The organism is Sphingomonas sp. (assembly GCF_023266535.1).
Classification (GTDB): domain Bacteria; phylum Pseudomonadota; class Alphaproteobacteria; order Sphingomonadales; family Sphingomonadaceae; genus Sphingomicrobium.
Genome location: NZ_JAHFPY010000026.1, coordinates 8,259 through 29,848 on the forward strand (window position 1 = coordinate 8,259; position 21,590 = coordinate 29,848).

Annotated in this window: 22 protein-coding genes and 1 pseudogene; 14 read left to right on the top strand and 9 right to left on the bottom strand. The window is 64.4% G+C overall.

From position 1 onward, the window contains the following. Positions 1-238 (bottom strand): annotated as a pseudogene (locus tag Q0C64_RS05705) (aminopeptidase); the annotation flags it as partial. A 22-nt stretch (positions 239-260) separates the two neighbouring features. Beyond that, complete coding sequence (locus Q0C64_RS05710) at positions 261-851, bottom strand: HD domain-containing protein (RefSeq protein ID WP_294121435.1); 591 nt, start codon at positions 849-851, stop codon at positions 261-263. A 131-nt stretch (positions 852-982) separates the two neighbouring features. On the opposite strand from Q0C64_RS05710, the gene Q0C64_RS05715 reads away from it, so the two are divergent. From Q0C64_RS05715 to Q0C64_RS05730, 4 genes are read left to right on the top strand one after another with little or no spacing between them, the layout of a single operon-like run. Next, on the top strand, positions 983-2,188 hold the full coding sequence (locus Q0C64_RS05715; protein WP_294121437.1) for a histidine kinase: 1,206 nt from the start codon (positions 983-985) through the stop codon (positions 2,186-2,188). Beyond that, positions 2,185-2,988, top strand: coding sequence for a response regulator (locus Q0C64_RS05720; protein ID WP_294121439.1), 804 nt, complete (start codon positions 2,185-2,187; stop codon positions 2,986-2,988). Before Q0C64_RS05715 ends, Q0C64_RS05720 begins: the two co-directional genes overlap by 4 nt. 24 nt (positions 2,989-3,012) lie before the next feature. Then, positions 3,013-3,387: a VOC family protein gene (locus Q0C64_RS05725; protein ID WP_294121440.1), complete on the top strand. Its 375-nt coding sequence runs from the start codon at positions 3,013-3,015 to the stop codon at positions 3,385-3,387. Between the two features lie 16 nt (positions 3,388-3,403). Next, positions 3,404-4,147, top strand: a complete 744-nt coding sequence (locus Q0C64_RS05730; protein ID WP_294121441.1) for an isocitrate lyase/phosphoenolpyruvate mutase family protein — start codon at positions 3,404-3,406, stop codon at positions 4,145-4,147. Positions 4,148-4,153: 6 nt separating this feature from the next. On the opposite strand, the gene Q0C64_RS05735 is transcribed toward Q0C64_RS05730, so the two are convergent. Further along, positions 4,154-4,759, bottom strand: a complete 606-nt coding sequence (locus tag Q0C64_RS05735) for a TetR/AcrR family transcriptional regulator (protein ID WP_294121443.1) — start codon at positions 4,757-4,759, stop codon at positions 4,154-4,156. A 103-nt stretch (positions 4,760-4,862) separates the two neighbouring features. On the opposite strand from Q0C64_RS05735, the gene Q0C64_RS05740 reads away from it, so the two are divergent. Both Q0C64_RS05740 and Q0C64_RS05745 read left to right on the top strand, forming a co-directional pair. Beyond that, a complete protein-coding gene (locus Q0C64_RS05740) occupies positions 4,863-5,882 on the top strand; it encodes a saccharopine dehydrogenase NADP-binding domain-containing protein (protein WP_294121445.1) in 1,020 nt (339 codons plus the stop codon). A 73-nt stretch (positions 5,883-5,955) separates the two neighbouring features. Further along, a complete protein-coding gene (locus tag Q0C64_RS05745) occupies positions 5,956-6,711 on the top strand; it encodes an isocitrate lyase/phosphoenolpyruvate mutase family protein (RefSeq protein ID WP_294121446.1) in 756 nt (251 codons plus the stop codon). Here the strand turns inward: Q0C64_RS05745 and Q0C64_RS05750 are convergent. Together Q0C64_RS05750 and Q0C64_RS05755 are read right to left on the bottom strand one after the other, a co-directional pair. Next, positions 6,708-7,952 carry an ABC transporter permease gene (locus Q0C64_RS05750; protein WP_294121447.1) on the bottom strand — a complete coding sequence of 415 codons (1,245 nt, stop codon included), beginning with the start codon at positions 7,950-7,952 and terminating at the stop codon, positions 6,708-6,710. The two genes, Q0C64_RS05745 and Q0C64_RS05750, sit on opposite strands and share 4 nt — an antisense overlap. Beyond that, positions 7,949-8,896, bottom strand: coding sequence for an ATP-binding cassette domain-containing protein (locus Q0C64_RS05755; RefSeq protein ID WP_294121449.1), 948 nt, complete (start codon positions 8,894-8,896; stop codon positions 7,949-7,951). The genes Q0C64_RS05750 and Q0C64_RS05755 overlap by 4 nt, the downstream gene beginning before the upstream one ends. A gap of 29 nt (positions 8,897-8,925) precedes the next feature. On the opposite strand from Q0C64_RS05755, the gene queG reads away from it, so the two are divergent. Then, positions 8,926-9,954, top strand: a complete 1,029-nt coding sequence (queG, locus tag Q0C64_RS05760) for a tRNA epoxyqueuosine(34) reductase QueG (protein WP_294121451.1) — start codon at positions 8,926-8,928, stop codon at positions 9,952-9,954. Here queG and Q0C64_RS05765 read toward each other — a convergent pair. Further along, positions 9,951-10,175 carry a hypothetical protein gene (locus tag Q0C64_RS05765; RefSeq protein WP_294121453.1) on the bottom strand — a complete coding sequence of 75 codons (225 nt, stop codon included), beginning with the start codon at positions 10,173-10,175 and terminating at the stop codon, positions 9,951-9,953. The genes queG and Q0C64_RS05765 overlap by 4 nt on opposite strands. 290 nt (positions 10,176-10,465) lie before the next feature. On the opposite strand from Q0C64_RS05765, the gene Q0C64_RS05770 reads away from it, so the two are divergent. Beyond that, positions 10,466-11,461 (top strand): adenosine kinase, encoded by a 996-nt coding sequence (locus tag Q0C64_RS05770; RefSeq protein WP_294121454.1) that lies wholly within the window; start codon positions 10,466-10,468, stop codon positions 11,459-11,461. Between the two features lie 59 nt (positions 11,462-11,520). On the opposite strand, the gene Q0C64_RS05775 is transcribed toward Q0C64_RS05770, so the two are convergent. Further along, positions 11,521-13,113 carry an amino acid permease gene (locus tag Q0C64_RS05775; protein ID WP_294121455.1) on the bottom strand — a complete coding sequence of 531 codons (1,593 nt, stop codon included), beginning with the start codon at positions 13,111-13,113 and terminating at the stop codon, positions 11,521-11,523. 101 nt (positions 13,114-13,214) lie between these two features. Beyond that, entirely contained in the window at positions 13,215-13,592 is a 378-nt protein-coding gene (locus Q0C64_RS05780) for a histidine triad nucleotide-binding protein (protein ID WP_294121456.1), read from the bottom strand. A gap of 54 nt (positions 13,593-13,646) precedes the next feature. Between Q0C64_RS05780 and Q0C64_RS05785 the strand changes: the two genes are divergently transcribed. The 3 genes from Q0C64_RS05785 to Q0C64_RS05795 all read left to right on the top strand — a co-directional run bounded on the left by Q0C64_RS05785 (position 13,647) and on the right by Q0C64_RS05795 (position 16,154). After that, positions 13,647-14,129 carry a ClpXP protease specificity-enhancing factor SspB gene (locus tag Q0C64_RS05785; protein ID WP_294121457.1) on the top strand — a complete coding sequence of 161 codons (483 nt, stop codon included), beginning with the start codon at positions 13,647-13,649 and terminating at the stop codon, positions 14,127-14,129. 98 nt (positions 14,130-14,227) lie between these two features. Next, entirely contained in the window at positions 14,228-15,622 is a 1,395-nt protein-coding gene (gene fumC, locus Q0C64_RS05790) for a class II fumarate hydratase (RefSeq protein WP_294121458.1), read from the top strand. Beyond that, complete coding sequence (locus Q0C64_RS05795; RefSeq protein ID WP_294121459.1) at positions 15,612-16,154, top strand: DUF4142 domain-containing protein; 543 nt, start codon at positions 15,612-15,614, stop codon at positions 16,152-16,154. The genes fumC and Q0C64_RS05795 overlap by 11 nt, the downstream gene beginning before the upstream one ends. Here the strand turns inward: Q0C64_RS05795 and Q0C64_RS05800 are convergent. Next, entirely contained in the window at positions 16,151-16,714 is a 564-nt protein-coding gene (locus Q0C64_RS05800; protein ID WP_294121460.1) for a DUF2585 family protein, read from the bottom strand. The two genes, Q0C64_RS05795 and Q0C64_RS05800, sit on opposite strands and share 4 nt — an antisense overlap. Before the next feature lie 64 nt (positions 16,715-16,778). Between Q0C64_RS05800 and Q0C64_RS05805 the strand changes: the two genes are divergently transcribed. From Q0C64_RS05805 to acnA, 3 genes are all read left to right on the top strand, one after another. Then, the gene (locus tag Q0C64_RS05805) at positions 16,779-17,756 is read left to right on the top strand and encodes a magnesium transporter CorA family protein (protein ID WP_294121461.1); all 978 of its coding nucleotides are present in this window, start codon (positions 16,779-16,781) and stop codon (positions 17,754-17,756) included. A 35-nt stretch (positions 17,757-17,791) separates the two neighbouring features. After that, on the top strand, positions 17,792-19,090 hold the full coding sequence (locus Q0C64_RS05810) for a divalent metal cation transporter (RefSeq protein ID WP_294121462.1): 1,299 nt from the start codon (positions 17,792-17,794) through the stop codon (positions 19,088-19,090). 92 nt (positions 19,091-19,182) lie between these two features. Beyond that, on the top strand, positions 19,183-21,590 hold a 2,408-nt coding region (gene acnA / locus Q0C64_RS05815), incomplete at its 3' end, for an aconitate hydratase AcnA (RefSeq protein WP_294121463.1).

Sequence of the window (21,590 nt, forward strand, 5' to 3'; positions counted from 1 at the left end):
CCTGGATGTCGAGCGTCGCCGTGCCGCCAATCCGCCTGGCCGTGAAATCGACAGCCAGGTCGAGCGCGACATGCGTGACCCGTGCCTCCAGCGGCTTGGCATGGCTGTGGATGTCGACTGCGTCGGGCGTATCGAGCACCGGCGCGATGTCCGCCGCCCCGGCGGAGGGCGCAGCTTCATGGGTCTGGCAGGAGGCAAGCAATAAGGCCGCGGCGGCGGCAGTCAGGGCACGAAACACTCAGTCTCTCCGGAAATTGACCTCAGGCGGGTTCGCCGACGGCCTTGTAGATCGTGTTGAGCGGCCGCTCGAACACCCGCCGCACCATCGGCTCGAAAAATTCGAGCGGGGCGCTGTCATAATCGGGGTCGAACGCGGTCTGGTCGTATAGCTCGCAGAAACGGGCCGTATCCTCGAAATGCTCATGGCCACGAAACGCCTCGCGCATGTCGCGGTTCATTCCGAGATAGTGGAAGAAATAATAGCCCTGGAACACGCCATGATGCTCGGCAATCCAGTGCAGCTTGTCGTCGACGAAGGGTTTCATGATCGCCGCGGCGATCTCCGGATGATTGTAGGATCCCAGCGTGTCGCCGATGTCGTGGAGCAGCGCCATGACGACATAGGGCTCGCTCTCGCCGCCGCGATGGGCCCGCGTCGCGGTCTGCAAGCTGTGCTGGAGGCGGTCAATCGGGAAACCGCCATAGTCGCCGTCGAGCAATTTCAGATGGGTCAGAACGCGGTCGGGCAGCGCATGGGCGTAGGGAAAGAAATGGGAGCCGATGATCGCCCAATCTTCCTGGGTCCCCTCGTCCATCGATTTAAAGCCGGCGCGCTGCGCTTGCTCGTTCATCCTGCCTCTCCTAGTCGGGTCCCATCAAAGTAGTACTTTGACGGGGTCCCTTGGCTCATCCGCACCCTAGACCGGTCGGGCCGTCGACGCCAAGCCTAGGCGCACCGCCGCTGTCCGCCTATATCCACCCGATGGATCGGGTCGCGGCGAACCAGGTGGATATGGCGGGCGATAGCGTCAGGGCGCTCGCCGAGGCCGCTGCGCAGGATCATGTCGTTCGCCCACGCGGCAAGGGGCCGGCGCGTCCCTTCCTCGCCGGCGTCGGGCTCGACCGACCTTTCTTCGACGACAAGAATCGCGCCTTCTGGGTGCTGCAGTCGATCGGGTGGAGCGGCTATTTCATCCTCCGCTCGCTGTCCGGCCTGGCCAATTCGATGGGCGCGATGTTCGTCGTCCATACGCTGCTGCTGACCGCGACCGGCTATTCGCTGACGCTGCTGATGGCGTCGCTCTATCGCCGCCTGATCACCATGCGGGCAATCTGGACGGTGATCATCAGCCTTGGCACCGTGGCGCTTGCCGCCGCCGCCTTTTCGTTCATCGAGACGTGGAGCTATTCCACCTTCCTGCGGCCCGACGCCAAGCCCGCCGGGGTCGAATATCTCGGCGCGATCATCCTCGATTTCTCGATCCTCGCCGCCTGGTCGGCGCTCTATTACGGGATCAACTATTATTTGCTGCTGGAAGAGGAGATCGACCAGCGCGCGCGCCTGGAGAGCCAGGCGTCGAGCGCCCAGCTGGCGATGCTTCGCTACCAGCTCAACCCGCACTTCCTGTTCAATACACTCAACAGCATCTCGACGCTGGTGCTGCTGAAGCAGTCGGAGCGCGCCAATGCCATGCTGTCGCGGCTGTCGTCATTCCTGCGCTACACGCTGGTCAATGAGCCGACCGCCAAGGTGACGCTGGTCCAGGAGGTTGAAACCCTCAAACTCTATCTCGAGATTGAGAAGATGCGGTTCGAGGACCGCCTAAGGCCGCATTTCAAGATCGATCCGGACACGATCGGCGCGCGCCTGCCGTCGCTGCTGCTGCAGCCGCTGATCGAGAATGCCATCAAATATGCCGTCACCTCGTCCGAACATGGCGCCGACATCTGGATCAATGCCCGCCGCGAGGGGCGCGCGGTGCGGATCGAAGTGGCGGACAGCGGGCCCGGCGAAGGGGGCGGTCCGATCGATGCCGAAGGCACCGGCGTCGGACTGGCGAACATCCAGGACCGCCTGGCGCAGGCCTATGGCGCCGCGCATGGCTTTTCCACGCGAACGAACGAACATGGGGGGTTCAGCGTTATCGTCGAAATTCCGCTCGAAACCGACCAAAAGGAACATTCATGACCATTCGCACCATCCTCGTCGACGATGAGCCGCTGGCCACGCAGGGTTTGCGCCTGCGGCTCGAGGCGCATGACGATGTGGAGATCGTCGCGACGGCCGCCAACGGGCGGGAAGCCATACGCGCGATCAAGACCCACAAGCCGGACCTGGTGTTTCTCGACATCCAGATGCCGGGGTTCGACGGCTTCTCGGTCATCTCCGGGATGATGGAGGTCGAGCCGCCGCTGTTCGTGTTCGTCACTGCCTATAACGAACATGCGCTGCGCGCGTTCGAGGCGCAGGCGGTCGACTATCTGATGAAGCCGGTCGACGAGGACCGGCTGGCGGCAACGCTTGACCGGGTGCGTCAGCGACTGGCCGAGAAGCGCGGCGCCGAGGAGGCCGTACTACTCAAGGAAGCGCTGGCCGAACATGCTCCGGAGGCGGCCGAGGAACTGGCCGACGCCATGCCCGAAGGACCCGCCTCGTCGCGGTTCGAGAAGATGATCAACATCCGCGACCAGGGCCAGATCTTCCGGGTCGATGTCGACACGATCGAGCGAATCGATGCCGCCGGCGACTATATGTGCATCCAGACCGGCGACAACACGCTGATCCTCCGCGAGACAATGAAAGACCTGGAAAAGCGGCTCGATCCGCGCCGGTTTCAGCGGGTCCACCGTTCGACCATCGTCAATCTCGACCTGGTCCGCCAGGTCAAGCCACACACCAATGGCGAATGCTTCCTGGTGCTCGACAGCGGGGCGCAGGTGAAAGTGTCACGAAGCTATCGCGACGTGGTGGCACGGTTCGTTCATTAGGAGAAACTGCCAAGGGAGGGCTTGATGGCGCGTGTAACCGGCTTGGGCGGGGTGTTCCTCAAGATCGCGGACACCGAAGCGACGTCCGTCTGGTATAAGGAGATCCTTGGCGTCGGCGGCGACTGGGGCGCCATGTTCCCGTTCAAGAACGACGATCCGGAGGGCTTTTCGCTGCTCTCGGGGTTCAAGATCGACACCGACTATTTCGCGCCCAGCAAGAAGGAATTCATGATCAACCTGCGGGTCGATGACCTGGACGGGTTCATCGCCGACCTTGAAGCCAAGGGCATCGAAATCCTCGGCCGCCAGGACGAGGATTATGGCCGCTTTGCCTGGATCGTCGACCCCAACGACGTGAAAATCGAACTGTGGCAGCAACTCGGCCCGGCGCCGGAGTGAACAGAGAGACACCGACATGAGCAAGTTCGAGACATTTGCGGCGCTCCACAAGCCGGGCGACCCGGTCATCCTCTACAACATCTGGGATGTCGGCAGCGCGCAGGCGGTGGTCGCAGCGGGCGCCAGGGCGCTGGCCACTGGCAGCCACCCGGTAGGCGACGCCAGCGGGTTTGGAGACGCGCAGCAAGTGCCGATCGATTTCGTTTTCGCCAACGCCCGACGGATCGTCGATGCGGTCGACCCGCTTCCGCTGACCGTCGATTTCGAAGGAGCCTATTCGACCGATGCCAAGCAGGCCGGCGATAATGTCGCGCTGCTCGCCCGAACCGGCGCGGTCGGATGCAATTTCGAGGACCAGGTGATCGGCGGCGAAGGAGTGCACGCCATTGACCAGCAATGCCACCGGATCGAGGCGATCCGCCGAGCCGTCGGTGACGAATTCTTCATCAACGCCCGCACCGACCTGTTCATCAAGTTTGAGCAGCGCGACGATGCGCTGGTCGATCAGGTCATCGAGCGCGGCAAGGCCTTCGCCGATGCCGGGGCGAGCGGCTTCTTCGTGCCGCGGCTGGCCGACCCAAGGCAGATCGAACGGATCGTCCGCGACGTGCCGCTGCCCTTGAACGTCATCGCCTTCCCCGGCGCTCCGCCCAAGGCCGAATGGGCTGCCGCCGGCGTGGCGCGGATCAGCCATGGCCCATTCCCGCACCGCGCGTTGATGGCCAAGCTGACCGAGATGGCGAGCGCGGCAATCGGCTGAAGCCGGCTAGCTCCGTGCGAAGTCGATGATCGCCTTGACGGTGTGCCGGAGCGTCGCCGCGAGCTGCTCCCCCTGCCCGAACGGCGCGCTGATAAAGGCGCCGTCGAAGGCCAGCGCCAGCTGCGCGCCGACCTCCGCGGAGTCATTCAGTCGCAACCGCTCAGCGATCGACGACAGGCGGTCGCGCATTTTCTCTTTGTGCGCGGCAGCGACCCGGCGCGCCGGATGCGCCGGATCGGGGAGTTCGGCGGCGACATTGAGCTGGGGACAGCCACGGTAGCCAGGGCGCCGCAGCCGGACATCCATCCAGTGGAGCAAGGCCTCCAGCTCGCCCCGCGGATCGTCTTCGTAACAATCGGCGATGGTGTCCCACTGGCTCCAGAAATCCTGGTCCTCCTGCTCCAGGAAAGCGGTGACCAGCGCATCCTTGCTGCCGAAATGGCGGTAGAGGCTGGTCTTGGCGACCCCGGATTCCTTGACGACCAGATCGACCCCGACGGCATGGACGCCCTCGCGGTAGAATAGAGCTGAAGCGGTCGCGAGAATCCGGTCGCGAAGGCTCGCTGTCGGTTGCACCGCATCGCCGCCCTTGGCCGGTTCAGGATCGTTCATGGCCCATATTCCCTCGGCATCAAATCCATGACGCAACGCCCGCTTGACACGCTACAGACCTGTAGCGCATAACGAAACGAACAGGTCTGTAGCGAGATAGATAATGCAGCATCAAGTGACTGTCTATGGGGCTTATGGCCATACCGGCCGGTTCGTCGTTGCCGAGCTCGTCAAGCGCGGCTGGGCGCCGGTGCTTGCCGGCCGAGATGCTGCCAAGCTGGCGGCGCTCGGCGACCGGTTTCCTGGACTGGCGCGACGAGTGGCGTCGACCGATGATCCGATGTCGTTGGATCGGGCTTTGGCCGGATCGGCGGCCGTCATCAATTGCGCGGGGCCGTTCGCTGAAACCGCGCCCGCCTTGATCGAAGCGGCGCTGCGCTCGAAGATCCATTATCTGGACGTGGCGGCGGAGATCGAGGCCAATCTCGATACGCTCGCCAATTACGAAGAGCAGGCACGCGATGCCGGGATCATCATCCTGCCGGCCATGGCCTTCTTCGGCGGCCTTGGCGACCTTCTGGCGACGGCAGCGGTGGGCGACTGGCCGATGGCCGACGAAATCTCGATCGCCTACGGCCTCAGCAGCTGGCGCCCGACGGCGGGGACTCGCGCGGCCGGCCAGGTCTCGCGGCAACGCCGAGGCGGCCGCCGGGTCGTCTATGCGAACGGCGGGCTCGAGTATCGCGATCATCCGGCCCCGTCCGGCGAATGGACCTTCCCGACCCCGCTGGGGACGCAGCCGGTCGCCACCGAATTCACCATGGCCGATGCGGTGACCATCCCGCACCATATCCCGGTAAAGGACATCAAGTCCTTCATGACATCCTGCGCCGTCAGCGACCTGATCGATCCCGCGTCCGAGCAGCCCACGGCTGACGATGAAAGCGGCCGGTCCTCGCAGACGTTCATGGTCGACGTGATCGCTCGATCCAATGGCGATGCGCGACGCCTAAGCGCGAGCGGCCGGGACATTTATGCGGTGACGGCACCGCTTGTCGTTGAAGCGGTCGAACGACTGTTTGACGGCAAGACGAGGCCGCCTGGCGTCTACACCGCTGGACAGATCTTCGACGCCCGCGACTTCCTGCAATCGCTTTCCGCCGAGCTTCGGCTCGCGGCCTGAGTAGTTGAGCGCAAGAAGCGAGAAGCCGCCCGGCTCCGCAACGACCAAACCAAGTTTCATGGAGGAACGACCCTTGACCGACCAATCGAAATTCAACCACTTTGCGGCCCTGCATGTCCCCGGCAATCCGCTGGTCCTGTTCAACGTGTGGGACGCGGGGAGCGCCCAGGCAGTGGCCAAATCCGGCGCCTCCGCCATCGCCACCGGCAGCGCCTCGGTCGCCATGGCCAATGGCTTCGGCGACGGACAGGAAGTGCCGATGGAATTCGCCCTGGCCAACGCCAAACGCATTGTTGACGCAGTCGACCTGCCGGTGACGGTCGATTTCGAAGGCGCTTATTCGGACGACCCGCATGAGGGCGCGCGCAATATCGTCCGGCTGGCCGACACCGGCGCAATCGGCTGCAATTTCGAGGACCAGGTGGTTGGCGGCGAGGGGCTGCACCCGATTGAGGTCCAGGCCGAGCGGATCGCCGCGGCGCGTGCGGCGGTCGGACCGGATTTCTTCCTCAACCTGCGCACCGACCTGTTCCTGAAAGCGCCGCAGGAAACGCATGACGATGCGATGCTTGAGGAAGCGATCTTGCGGGCCCGTGCCTATGCCGAAGCCGGCGCGAGCGGCTATTTCGTGCCGATGCTGGGTAACCTCGATTATCTCAAGCGGCTGTGCGCGGAATCGCCAATTCCGGTGAATTTCATGACCTATCCCGGCTGCCCGTCGAACGCGGACATCGCTGCAACCGGCGTGGCGCGCATCAGCCATGGGCCATTCCCGTTCATGGACCTGATGGGCCAGTTAGAGGCGGCGGCCAGGGCAGCGCTCGGCTAGGGAATCATTAGCTGTTCGACGCCTTCGGCCCTGCGGAAGAATCGCCTCCAGCCTCGGCTCTTGCCCGACTTGAGCACGCTGCGGCGGAACACCGCCGCTGCTGTGCGCAAAATCAAGACTACCCAGATGGCCTGCCAGGCAAAGGCCAGCAGGTGCGGCCAGATGTCGGGCAACTCCGCCGCGCGGACGATCATCGCAAGCGGCGAGGACAGTGGGAAGATCGCCGCGACAATCCCCATGGTCCCGTTCGGCTGCCCGACCGCAAGCGAGGCGAAGCCGAACAGGACCAGCTGGGCCATGGTCACCGGCATCGACAATATCTGTACTTCGCGCGCGGTCGAGGCCTGGGCCCCGATGCCGAGGAACGTCGCCCCGATCAGCAAATAGTTCATCGAAAAATAGACGAAAATAAGGGTCATGAAGGCTGGCCAGCCAACCGCGGGCGCCGGCAGGCTTTGCAGTCCTCCCGTGGCCAGACTGTTGACGACGGCGGCCCCGGCAAGCGTCCACAAGGCAATTCCGGTCAAGGACGTGGCCAGCATCGCGAATAGCTTGCCCAGGAAGATGGCGTCGATCGGCACCGCCGCCGCCAGCACCTCGATCACCTTGCTCGATTTCTCCTCGATCAGCTGGCTGAGGACCATGGTCGCCAGCAACAGCGTCAGCACGAACAGCAGCACCTGCGCAAACTGGCCGGTCTTGCTTCGGTTGAAGGCCTTCAGCCCGGCGGTACCGGCTGTCGGGACCAGAACGAGCTTGGCACCCGACGCCACCGGCTCGCTTCTCAGCCGCCGAGCCTCGTCAATATACAAACCGATTTGCTGGGCGGTTCGCCCACGGCTGACTACCGCGCCGCTTAGGTGCGGAGCGTCCAGGCCGCCATCCAGCACGCCGAATACCGGCAGCTGCTCGTCGGACAGCAGCCGGTCGCGTTGCTCGTTCAAGTTCGGCTCCGGAGCGACGTAGCGAAGTTCAACCAGCGGAAGCGTGTCGGTCACGGGTTCCAGCCGGGCCCGCGCGGCGGTCAGCAGGTCGAAGTCTTGCGGCGAAGATACGACCGCTACCGGCGGCACCTTGGAATTGCGGTCGACCTGGGCGCCGATCCCGACCATCCCCATGCCGAGCATCAGCGGGAACAGCGGGCCGAGCAGGAATAAGAGGAAGGTCTTGCTGAGCACCGTCGAGGTGTAGTCGCGCCGGGCAATGACGAACGCCGCGCGAATGATCTCGGGCAGCTTCATGCCGCTTCCTCCGTGGGAGCCGCATGGCCCATTTCCCGTGCCGCCGCCTCGCCGGCAATGGCAATGAACGCGTCATGCAGGCCCGGCCGCTCGATGCTCAGCGTCTCGATTCCCGCACCGCCGTCGATCAGGGCCTTGAGCAAGGGCTCGGGCCCATCGGCCGGCAGTTCGAACCGCCATTCTCCCCCGACATTGGCTGCCGATGCAGGCAAGGCGGCGCGCCACGGGCCATCTTCCGCCCTCGTTCGAACATGGACGATCGGCCGGAGCCGCGCGCGCGCCTCGTCGACCGCTCCCTCGAAGGCGGATTTGCCCTCGGCAATGATCACCACCCGCTCGCACAGCCGCTCGGCATGGGCGATCACATGGGTCGAGAAAATCACTGTAACCCCCGCCGCGGCCTGGTCGCGGATCAGCTGCTCCAGTTTCTGCTGGTTGATTGCATCGAGTCCGGCGAACGGCTCGTCGAGCACGATCAGCTTGGGTTCGTGGATGATGGTGCCGAGCAGTTGGACGGTCTGCGCCATGCCCTTGGATAGGGTGCGGATCGGCCGCTTGGCCCAATCCTCATGACCACTCGACCGGAGCAGAACCAGCGCGCGGCGCCGGCTTTCGCGGATCGGCAGACCGCGCAGGGCGCCGATGAAGGCCAGCGCTTCGACTGCCGGCATGGCCGGATAAAGGCCGCGCTCCTCGGGCAGATAGCCGATCAAATGGGCGATCTCGATCGGCCGGTCATGACCGAGCAAGCTGCGCGTGCCCGAGCTCGGATCGATGATCCCCAGCATCATCCTGAGGCACGTGGTCTTGCCGGCGCCGTTCGGGCCGAGGATTCCGGTGATGCTGGCTTCGGGGACGGTCAGGCTGACCCCGTCCACCGCGCGCTTGCCGTCAAAGTCCTTGACGAGGTCGCGTGCCTCGGCGGCGATTGGTCTTTCCCCCATGCCGCCAATGGGTAAAGGGTGGCCGCGCCATGACAAGCCTGAAGGCACGGATTTTCGACAAGGCGAGTGAACTGGGCTTCTGCGCCTGGGGGATCGCGCTGGCCGATGCCGCGCCCGAAGCGGGCGAACGCTTACGCGAATGGATCGCCGCCGGCCACCATGGCGAGATGGGCTGGATCGAGGAGCGGGCCGTTGAGCGTGCCAGCCCGCAGGGCCTGTGGCCCGAGGCCAAATCGGTGATCGCGCTGGCGATGAGCTATGCGCCGGCGGCCGATCCGCTGGCGCTGGCCGAGGCCAGGGATCGCGGTCGCATCTCGGTCTATGCTCAGGGCGCCGACTATCACAAGGTAGTCAAGAAGGCGCTGAAGGCGATGGGCCGCTGGCTGGCCGACGAGGCCGGGTGCGAGCTCAAGGTGTTCGTCGACACCGCCCCGGTGATGGAAAAGCCGCTGTCGGCCGCCGCCGGGATCGGCTGGCAGGGCAAGCACAGCAACCTGCTCAACCGCGAGCATGGCAGCTGGCTGTTCCTCGGCGTCATCTACACCACGCTGGACCTGGAACCGGACGCGCCGGCCGAGCCGCATTGCGGCAGCTGCACCCGCTGCATCACCGCCTGTCCGACCGGCGCGATCATCGCGCCGAACCAGGTCGATGCGCGCAAGTGCATCTCCTACCTCACCATCGAGCATGCCGGACCAATCCCGCATGAATATCGCGAGGCGATCGGCAACCGCATCTACGGCTGCGACGATTGCCTGGCGGTGTGCCCGTGGAACCGGTTCGCGCATGAGGCCCAGGCCAACAAGGCGTTCGCACCCCGGCCCGAGTTGGCGGCGCCGGCCCTGGCCGACCTGCTGGCACTCGACGACGCATCGTTCCGCCAGCTGTTCTCGGGCTCCCCGATCAAGCGGATCGGGGTCAATCGCATGATCCGCAATTGCCTGATCGCGGCGGGAAACAGCGGCGACCTGACGCTACGGCCATCGGTCGAGCGTCATCTGCCGAGCGACGATCCGGTCGTCGCCGACGCGGCCCGCTGGGCATTAGACCGGCTCTAGCGCTTTTCGAGCGTGGCCGCGCAGTTTTGCGCGCTGACGTTGTCGCCCTGGACATTGCGTGCTTCGATCAGGGTGGCGCGCGGGGTGCCGCCGCCCGACGGCGGGTAGAGATAGACGTCGAGCAGGCAATTGGGTCCGGCAAATTGCAGCTTGGTGCCCTCGCCCTCAACGATTTGCAGCCTCGGCTTGCCGAACAGCTGGATCAGTTCATTGGCGGTCATGCCGTTGACGCTGCGGTGCTCGTCATCCCTCGGCGATGCATGGGTCGCCGGGGCAGCCGGCGCCGGGGTTGGAGCCGGACGCGGGGCGCAGGCCGCGAGCATCAGTAATGTAAGTAAGGGAATTGGACGCATCGGCCGTTCTAAGCACAGTTCGTCATCCCCGCGAAAGCGGGGACCCAGTTTTTGCTTTCGCTAGGTTCCCGCTTTCGCGGGAATGACGAGTAGTTGTTTGACGTGGCCGAAGCCGCTAGGCGCGCCGCAACCTCATTTCCCGCAGGATCACTCGTTTCATGACCAAGCCCCGCTTCGACGTGCTGTGCATCGGCAATGCCATCGTCGACGTCATTGCCGACACGACCGATGGCTTCCTCTCCCACCAGGGGCTGCACAAGGGGTCGATGCGGCTGATCGACCAGGAAGAAGCGGTCCGCCTGTACGAGGCGATGGGACCGGGGCGAGAAATCAGCGGCGGGTCGGCCGGCAACACCGCCGCGGGGCTTGCCGCGCTGGGCCTCGATGCCGCCTTCATCGGCCAGGTCGCCAATGACCAGCTCGGTGAGATTTATCGTCACGATATCGAAGCACAGGGCATCGCCTTCCTGGTCGATCCCCGGGGCGACGTCGGCGCCACGGCTCGCTCCTTGATCCTGGTCACTCCCGATGCCCAGCGGACGATGAACACCTTCCTTGGTGCAGCCCAGCTGCTGGAAAAGGGCTCGGTCGATCTGGCCGCCGTCGCCGACAGCGGGATCATCTACCTCGAAGGCTATCTGTGGGACCCGGCCGAGCCGCGCGCGGCGATGGAAGCGGCGATCGAGGCGGCCCATGCCGCCGGCCGCAAGGTCGCCTTCACGCTCAGCGATACCTTCTGCGTCGACCGCCATCGCGACAGCTTCTGGCAGCTGCTCCGCGACGGCAAGATCGACATCCTGTTCGCCAACGAGGCCGAGGCGGCATCGATGACCATGGTCAATGATATCGAGGAGGCGATCCCGGCACTGTCGGCCTATGTCCAGACGCTGGTCGTCACCCGATCCGAAGATGGCGCGACCGCGGTTCGCGGCGGCGAGCGGGCCGACGTCCCGGCCGAGCCGATCGAGCGGCTGGTCGACACAACCGGCGCGGGCGACCTGTTCGCCGCCGGCTTCCTCGCCGGCGAGGCGCGGGGCCTTGGCCTCAAGGCTTCGCTGCGGCTGGGCGCGATCGCCGCTGCCGAGGTTATCCAGCATTATGGCGCACGGCCGGAGGCCGATCTGAAGGCGCTGGCCGAGGACGTGCTCGCCTAGCCCAAACGAAAAGGGCGGGCCCGTTTCCGGACCCGCCCCTCTGCATCCCGATCGTCTGATTACGGCCGAATGATCGGCTTGCCGCTGTCGTCCCTCGGAGCATCTTCCGGATAGACCGGTAGCTGTCCGTCGGCAGCGACGGCATGACCCTTGGCCAGCTCCGAATTGTGCATGCCATAGACGAAGTAGAGGATGATGGCGGCAACGATGTACCAGCCAAAGAACACCAGCACGCGATTTTCGACCGTGAAGATCAGCGCAAAGCAGCTGAGGATCCCCAATGCCGGCAGCACCGGATAAAGGGGCACTCGATAGCCGCGCTTGATGTCCGGATGGGTCCTGCGCAGCCAGATGACGGTCAGGCAGACGATGCCGAACGCTGCCAATGTGCCGACCGACGTCGCATCGCCGAGAAAGTTGATGTCGAAAAAGCCTGCGGCCGAAGCGACCGCGAGTGCCACAACCATCGTGTTGATCCAGGGGGTACGGAAGGTCGGGTGAACACGCGAGAAGACTTTCGGCAACAGGCCGTCGCGAGCCATGGTGTAGAAGATCCGGGTCTGGCCGTACATCAGCACCAGGATGACCGAAGTCAGGCCGACGATTGCGCCGACCTTGATGGTCTTGGCGAACCAGGCCCATTGCGGGCCAAAGGCGTCGACCGCGACGGCTACCGGATCAGGCACGTTCAGCGACTTGTAGTTCACGACCATCGTCAAAACGATCGACACCAGGATGTAGATGATCGTGCATGCGACCAGCGATCCGATGATCCCGAACGGCATGTCCTTTGCCGGATCCTTGGCTTCCTGCCCGGCGGTCGAGACGGCCTCGAACCCGATGTAAGCGAAGAACACAATTGAGGCGGCGCGGAGAATGCCGCTCCATCCGAATTCGCCCTTTTCTCCGGTCGGGGCCGGGATGAACGGCTCCCAATTGGGAATGTAGGTGGGCAGGTTTTTGAGGATGATGAAGCCGCCGACCAGGATGAAAGCGGTCAGCACCGTGACCTTGATCGCCACGATCGCGTTGTTGAACTTAGCCGATTCCGACACGCCGACGACCAACAGGATGCCGAGCGCGGCGCAAACAAGGAAGGCCGGGAGGTTGAACAGATAGGTGACGGGCGCGCCGTTGACCAGCACGTCGACCCCGTCCTTTTGCAGATGGTGACCTGTCGGCCCGGTCAAAGCCGCCGGGATATGGAGGCCAAAGTCTCCCAACAAGCTGACCATATAGCCTGACCAGCCGACCGCAACGACGGACGCCGCGAGGCCATATTCGAGCAGCAGGAGCGCGCCCATCACCCAGGCTGCAAACTCGCCGATCGTGGCATAGCTATAGGTGTAGGCCGATCCCGAAACCGGCAGCGTCGAGGCCAGCTCGGCGTAACACAGGCCAGCAAAGGCGCAGACCAGGCCGGCGATGACGTAGGAAATAAGCACGGCCGGACCGGCATGCAGCGCGGCGGCATTGCCGGTGCGGACGAAAATGCCGGCGCCGATGATGCAGCCGATGCCGAGGAAGACGAGGTTCCACGGACCCAGGGTGCGCTTGAGCTCGCTAGTCCGGGTTTCCTCCTGAATTTGGGCGACGCTCTTGCGCAACCCAATCCGCCCGAGAAAGCTCCTCCTCGGTGCTGCTGTGGCCATACCATCTTCCCCTTGAGATTGTTCTTTGAATTTGCGCGGGACCCTAACGCCTTGGAGCGTGGGCGCAATCCCCTTGCCCGCGAATGAACGAAGCTGTTGCGCTAACGTGCCAACATCGGCCCCAACGGTGCCCCGCCGAACACATGGACATGGAGGTGGGCGACCTCCTGGCCGCTGCGCTTGCCGCTGTTCGACAGGATGCGATAGCCCTGCGCATCCGCCCCGGTCTGCCGCGCCACTTCGCCGACGGTCCGCACGAAATCGGCGATTTCCGCGTCCGACGCCTTGGCGGTGAAATCGTCCCAGCTGACGTAGGGGCCCCTGGGGATGACCAGCACATGGATCGGCGCCAGCGGGTTGATGTCGTGGAAGGCGAGGCTGTGCTCGCTCTCCATCACCGTCTTGCTGGGAATCTCGCCCCGCAGGATCCGGGCGAAGATATTCTGCTCGTCATAGGGCTGCTTGGCATCGATCGGCATATGTTGACTTCTCTTCGCTTGACCGGTTGGCACTGCCCGCTACCACGAAAAGCGATGAGTGAGGAAACCCCTGAGTCCCTGATTCCGTATGACGAGATCGTCCAGGAGGCGCTGCGTGACGTCGTCGGCCGGGTGTTGCGCGAGGTCGAACAGACCGGCGGACTGCCGGGCGGCCACCATTTCTACATCACCTTCAAGACCAAAATGCCGGGCGTTTCGATCCCCAAGCACCTGGTCGAACGCTTCCCCGACGAAATGACGATCGTCATCCAGCATCGCTTCTGGGACCTGAAGGTCGCCGATCATGAATTCACGGTCGGCCTGAGCTTTGGCGGCGTGCCCTCGACCCTGGTCGTGCCGTTCGCAGCAGTGACCGATTTCGTCGATCCGGCGGTCGATTTCAGCCTCAAGTTCCAGGCCAATGGCGCGGTCGACGTGCCGGAGGAGCATGACCAGGCGGAGAATGACGCTCCGGTCGCCGAGCCGTCCGATGACGGCTCCAACGTCGTCAACGTCGACTTCACGAAGAAGAAATAGCCGATCGTCATTGCGAGCATAGCGAAGCAATCCAGTGCGCCATTTTCTGGATTGCTTCGTCGCGTCGCTCCTCGCAATGACGAACAAAGAGGAACAACATGAGCAGCCATACTCGCACCGAAACTGACAGCTTCGGACCCCTCGAAGTGCCCGGCGACAGCTATTGGGGCGCCCAGACCGAGCGCTCGATCGCCAACTTTCCGTTCGGCGAACGCGAGCGGATGCCGGCCGAGATCACCCATGCGCTCGGCTATGTGAAGCAGGCCGCGGCGCGGGTGAACGCCCGGCTCGGCGGGCTCGACGCCGAGATCGCCGAGGCGATCCAGGCGGCGGCGGGTGAAGTCGCCCGCGGCGACCTCGACGGGCAATTCCCGCTGGTCATCTGGCAGACCGGCTCGGGCACCCAGTCGAACATGAACGCCAATGAGGTGATCGCTGGCCGGGCCAACGAGAAGCTCACCGGAACGCGCGGCGGCAAGGAGCCGGTCCACCCCAACGACCATGTCAACAAGGGCCAGTCGTCGAACGACAGCTTCCCGACCGCGATGCACATTGCCGCCGGGATCGCCGTCAGCCGCAAATTGCTTCCTGCCCTCGCCCTGATCCACACCAAGCTCGCCAGCCAGGCCAAGCGCTGGGACTCGATCGTCAAGATCGGCCGGACCCATCTCCAGGACGCGACCCCGCTGACCCTTGGCCAGGAATTCTCTGGCTATGCGGCGATGATCGCCGACAATATCGATCGGGTCGAAGGCGTGCTGCCGCGGGTGATGCGCTTGGCCCAGGGCGGCACGGCGGTCGGCACCGGGCTCAATGCGCCCAAGGGCTTTGCCGAGGCCTTTGCCAAGGAAGTCGCCAACCTGACCCAGCTGCCGTTCACGTCGGCGCCCAATAAATTCGCCGAACTGGCCGCGCACGACACCCTCGTCGAACTCTCCGGGGTGCTCAACACCATCGCCGTCAGCCTGTCGAAGATCGCCAACGATATCCGCCTGCTCGGTTCGGGCCCGCGTTGCGGCCTCGGCGAATTGAAGCTACCGGAAAATGAACCGGGCAGTTCGATCATGCCGGGCAAGGTCAACCCGACCCAGTGCGAGATGCTGACCATGGTTGCCGCCCAGGTGATGGGCAATCATGTCGCGGTGACGGTCGGCGGCCTCCAGGGCCACATGGAACTCAACGTGTTCAAGCCGCTGATCGGCGCCAATGTCATCCGCTCGATCAACCTTTTGACGGTAGCCATGGAAAGCTTCACCGAGCGGACGCTCGACGGGCTCGAACCCGACGAGACGCGCATCGCCGAGCTGATGAACCGCTCGCTGATGCTGGTCACTGCCCTCGCGCCCGAAATCGGCTATGACAATGCCGCGACGATCGCCAAGCATGCGCACAAGAAGGGGCTGACCTTGAAGGAAGCGGGGCTGGAGCTGGGCCTGGTCGACGAAGCGACCTTCGACCGAGTGGTGAAGCCGGAGATGATGCTTGGCCGTTAGGCTGGCCCGCTCCCTTGGCTGGACCGCGATGGTAACCGCCGCCCTGCTGGCCGGCTGCGCGCCGAAGAAGGCGCCGCCACCGCCCCCTCCGCCGCCCGTCACGCCGGTCCCGCCAGCCGCCGCGCTCGACCCGGAAAGCTATATGGCGTTCAGCGCATCGAGCGCCCTGTTCGCGGTCAAGGCGTCCCACTTCGCGGAAGGGCGCGGTTCGACCAACAAGATCAAGAAATTCGCCAGCCAGGTGGTGATGGACCAGACCGGCATCGGCGCGCAGCTGAGCTTTGCCGGGCGCTACATCAACCTGTTGCCCTCGTCGCAGCTGCTGCCCGAACATGAGGCGATGCTCGAAAGGCTGGCGACCGCCACGGATTTCGACGGCACCTACAAGGCCGAGCTGGCGCGCGTCCTTCGCCGGGCAGCGGCGCAGCACCGGGCGTTCGAAGCGACCGGTGACAGCCCGACATTGCGTCCCGTGGCGCGCTTCGCCGCGCCGGTGTGCGAGAAGAATCTCGCGGCTCTGACAAAGCTCTAGGCGCCGGCCTGCCAGGCCTTGATCGCGTCGCTCGGCGCCAGCAGCATCCACACGTTGAGCGTCAGATTGTCGCGGATGACGGCCAGCGCCAGCAGTTCCAACCCGATGACGATGGCGACGCTGGCCCATAGCGGCAACCGCCGGGCGAGCAGGAAACCGAGCGCCATCATCGCGATATCGCTGGCCGAGTTGAGGATGGAGTCGCCAGTGTAGCCCAATGCCACCGTCGCTTCGCGGTATCGGTCGATGACCATCGGCGTATTCTCGATGATTTCCCACGCTGCTTCGATGACCATTGCGGCGAGGAAGCGATGCTCGATCGCCGACTTCGGCCACAGCCAGCGGAGGATGGCATAGAATAAGAAGCCATGGATGACGTGGCTCGGGCTGTACCAGTCGGCCAGCATCTGGCTCTGCGTCGGCCCGACCCGGCCCCACAGCGTCACTTCGCCGCAGGTGCAGATCGGCGGCCGGCCCATCGCCCATAGGATGGCAACGGTCAGGGCGAGGACGGCGAGGAGGGAAATCAGCGGCCTGGGCCGCGGCAAGGTGGCCGGCATGGGCCAAGGCCTAGCAGCATTGCGGCGCTTGCCAAGCGCCCGCTGCTGCCGCACCAGTCGCGCCATGCTGCGCACATACGGACCTGGTTGCGAGGGCGCGATCGTCGAGGCGAAGGCCGAGAAGATTCCCGATGCCGCGACGTGGATCGACCTCGAGGAGCCGACCAAGGAAGAAGAGCAATTGGTCGAGCGCTGCGTGGGCCTGAACGTGCCCACGCAAGAGGAAATGGCCGAGATCGAGCCGTCGAGCCGGCTCTATGAGCGCAATGGCGCCCTTTACATGACGATTAGCGTGCTCTCGGGAATTACCGACGGGACGCCGGGCAGCACGCCGGTCAGCTTCGTCCTCACCAACGACCGGCTGGTCACGGTCCGGTACGGCACGCCCAAGCCTATCCGTGCATTTGAGGAGCAGGCGCGGCGCGAACCGGAAACGGTACAGGACGCGCGACATGCGCTCGTCGGGCTGATCGACGCGATCATCGACCGCCTCGCCGACGAGCTGGAGCATGTCGGTGGCGAGATCGGAGAGCTATCGTCCGCGATCTTCCAGGAGAATGTCCAGGATCGGCGAATCCCCGCGGAAAAGCTCCGCAAATTGCTAACCAGCATCGGTCAGGTGCAGACGCTGCTTGCCAAGATCCGCTACACCGCGGTCAGCACCAGCCGCATGCTGAACTTTCTAGCCGCGTCGAATCGTATGCATGAACAGGGCGGCGAAGACATTCACCGGCATCTCGCCAGCCTGACAACCGACGTCACCTCGCTCGGCGAGCATGCCACTTTCCAGTCGGACAATCTGCAGTTCCTGCTCGATGCCTCGCTTGGCCTCATCAGCATCGAGCAGAATGCGGCGATGAAGCTTTTCTCGTGGGCGGCAGTGGTCTTCCTGCCGCCAACATTGATCGCCGGGATCTACGGCATGAATTTCGATCACATGCCCGAACTTCACTGGCTGCTGGGCTACCCCTGGGCACTGGCGTTGATCTTCGCGACCGGCGTGCTGCCCTATCTCTATTTCAGGCGGCGCGGCTGGATTTAGGCAACCAAGCCAAGACTGTCTCGTTGGGCGGCGCGATGACCAATTACAGCGATACTCATGACGGTTCGGCTCAAGGCCCACAGCGGCTTCAGCTACGCGATGTCGTCGGCCCGGGCCTGGTCAGCGGCGCGTCGGACGACGATCCGAGCGGGATCGCTACCTACAGCCAGGCGGGGGCCCAGTTCGGCTATGCGCTCGGCTGGACAATGCTCGTCACCTATCCGCTGATGTCGGCGGTTCAGATGATCAGTGGCCGCATAGGACGAGTTACCGGGCATGGGATCGCCGGCAACTTGCGCCGCCACTATCCAGCCTGGCTGACCTATGCCGCCGTCTCGCTGCTGTTGATCGCCAACACGATCAATATCGGCGCTGACCTGGGTGCGATGGCCGACGCCACGGCGCTTGTCGCCGGCGTGCCGGCTTGGCCGTTCCTGATCCTCTTCGCTGCATTTTGCGCGCTGACCGAAGTGTTCACCCGCTACGCCAGCTATGTGAGGCACCTCAAATGGCTGACGCTGGCGCTACTGGCTTACGTCGTTACTCTGTTCTTGATCCACGTCTCCTGGGGCGAGGCGCTGCGCGGCGTGGCGGTGCCGCTCGTCAACTTCAACGCAGCAACCTTGACCATGATTGTTGCCATCTTCGGGACGACAATCAGTCCCTATGTCTTTTTCTGGGAGGCGGAAGGGGAAGCAGAGGACGTTCACGTCCTGCCCGAGCGCCATCCCCTCGACCATGCCCCCAGGGAAGGGCCATCGGAGCTCAAGCGGATTGAACTCGACACGCTGGCCGGCATGGGCGGAGCCAATCTCGTTGCACTGGCAATCATTTTCACCGCTGCCGCGACGTTGCACGCCCATGGGATCACCGACATCGACACGTCGGCCGACGCCGCGGAAGCCTTGCGGCCGATCACGGGCCCCTATGCATCGACAGTATTTGCCCTCGGCATTGTCGGGACGGGCCTGCTGGCCGTGCCGGTGCTTGCCGGATCGGCGGCATATGCCATCGGCGAGGCACTGCAATGGAAGGTGGGCCTGGACCGCAAGCCCAAGCGCGCCAAGGCCTTCTATGGCACCATCGTCGCCGCGACCGGCGTCGGCGCGCTGATGAACTTCACCCCGATCAACCCGATCGACGCCCTCTACATGGCGGCGGTAATCAATGGTGTCGTTTCCGTGCCAGTGCTGGCGGTCATGATGCTGATGGCCCAGAGCCGGTCGGTCATGGGCCGCTTTATCATCAGAGGGCGGCTGAAATTGATGGGGTGGCTGGCCGCTGCGGTGATGGCGCTTGCCGTGGTGGCAATGGGTGCGACTTCGCTCGGTTGAGTCCCTTTGTCTTGAGGGCCTGTTCTTGCTAGGGGCGCCGCCAACACCCACGTGCGCCCTGACAGCGGCGCGAACCCCAGAGGAACCAGCGAATGATCCCGACCGGCCAGGACAGTTTGAAGACCCGTTCGACGCTGGAGGCCGGCGGCAAGAGTTACGCTTATTATTCGCTCGACAAGGCCGCCGTGTTGCTCGGCGACGTCAGCCGGCTGCCCTTCTCGATGAAGGTGCTGCTCGAAAATCTGCTGCGCTTCGAGGACGGCGTCACCGTCACCCGCGACGACCTCCAGGCGATCGCCGACTGGCAGAAGGAACGGCGGATCAACCGCGAGATCCAGTATCGCCCGGCGCGCGTACTGATGCAGGATTTCACCGGCGTTCCGGCGGTGGTCGACCTGGCCGCGATGCGCGATGCGATGAAGAGCCTCGGCGGCGACCCGCAGAAGATCAATCCGCTGGTCCCGGTCCACCTCGTCATCGACCACTCGGTCATGGTCGACGAATTCGGCAATCCGCGTGCGTTCGAGAAGAATGTCGAGCTGGAATATCAGCGCAACGCCGAACGCTATGAGTTCTTGAAGTGGGGCTCGAGCGCCTTCGACAATTTCAAGGTGGTGCCACCGGGCACCGGCATCTGCCACCAGGTCAATCTCGAACATATCGCCCAGGCGATCTGGTCCGGCACCGACCAGACCGGCGAGGAAGTCGCCTACCCCGACACGCTGGTCGGGACCGACAGCCATACGACGATGGTCAACGGCCTCGGCGTGCTCGGCTGGGGCGTCGGCGGGATCGAGGCCGAAGCGGCCATGCTCGGCCAGCCGGTCTCGATGCTGATCCCCGAAGTGGTCGGGTTCCGCCTGTCGGGCGAGCTCAAGGAGGGCATCACGGCCACCGACCTGGTGCTGACCGTCACCCAGATGCTGCGTGCCAAGGGCGTGGTCGGCCGCTTCGTTGAATTCTTCGGACCGGGCCTGGATGCCCTGTCGCTCGCCGACCGCGCGACCATCGCAAACATGGCGCCCGAATATGGCGCGACCTGCGGCTTCTTCCCGATCGACGAGCGGACGATCGATTATCTGAAGCTGACCGGCCGCGACGACGACCGGATCGAACTGGTCCGCGCCTATGCCAGGGCGCAGGGAATGTGGCGCGACGCCGCCACCCCCGACCCGCTGTTCACCGATACGCTCGAGCTCGACATGGGCACGGTCGAACCGTCGCTCGCCGGGCCCAAGCGCCCGCAGGACCGGGTCCGCCTCAGCGAGGTCGACGAGCTGTTCAACGCCGAGCTGGAAGGCACCTACAAGAAGAGCAACGACAGCAGGGTTGCGGTCGATGGGGAAAGCTTCCAGGTCGGCAATGGCGACGTGATGATCGCCGCCATCACCAGCTGCACCAACACTTCCAACCCGTCGGTGCTGGTCGCGGCCGGCCTGGTCGCCCGCAAGGCTCGCGCACTTGGCCTGACGCCGAAGCCGTGGGTCAAAACCAGCCTCGCGCCGGGCAGCCAGGTGGTAACCGACTATCTGGATGCCAGTGGCCTGAGCGAAGACCTGAACGCCATCGGGTTCAACCTGGTTGGCTATGGCTGCACGACCTGCATCGGCAATTCGGGCCCGCTGGCCGAGCCGATCAGCAAGGCGATCAACGACAATGATCTGGTCGCCGCCTCGGTCCTTTCCGGCAACCGCAACTTCGAGGGCCGCGTTTCGCCCGATTGCCGCGCCAACTATCTCGCTTCGCCGCCGCTGGTGGTCGCCTATGCGCTGATGGGCACGGTCCGCAACGACATGGTGAAGTCGCCCATCGGCCAGGATCAGGACGGCAAGGATGTGTTTCTCGCCGATATCTGGCCGTCGAACGACGAAGTCCGCAACCTTATCGACCTGCATGTCCATAGCGACATGTTCCGCTCGCGCTATGCCGACGTGTTCCGCGGCGACGAGCGCTGGCGCGCGATCGAGGTGACCGGCGGTGACACCTACAATTGGCCCGCCGGGTCGACCTACATCCAGAACCCGCCCTACTTCACCGGCATGACCATGACGCCCAAGCCGCTGACCGACATCCAGGGCGCGCGGGCCTTGGCGGTATTCGGGGATTCGATCACCACCGATCACATCTCGCCGGCCGGCTCGATCAAGCTCGACAGCCCGGCGGGCAGCTATCTGATCGAGCATCAGGTGCCGCGGGCCGAGTTCAACAGCTATGGCGCGCGGCGCGGCAACCACCAGGTGATGATGCGCGGCACCTTCGCCAATATCCGCATCCGCAACAAGATGCTCGACGGGGTCGAGGGCGGCATGACCCGCTACGCGCCGACTGGCGAAACCATGCCGATTTACGACGCGGCGATGAAGTATCAGGCCGACGGCACGCCGCTGGTGGTCATTGCTGGCAAGGAATATGGCACCGGCTCGTCGCGCGACTGGGCGGCCAAGGGCACCATCCTGCTCGGTGTCCGCGCCGTGCTGGCGGAAAGCTTCGAGCGCATCCA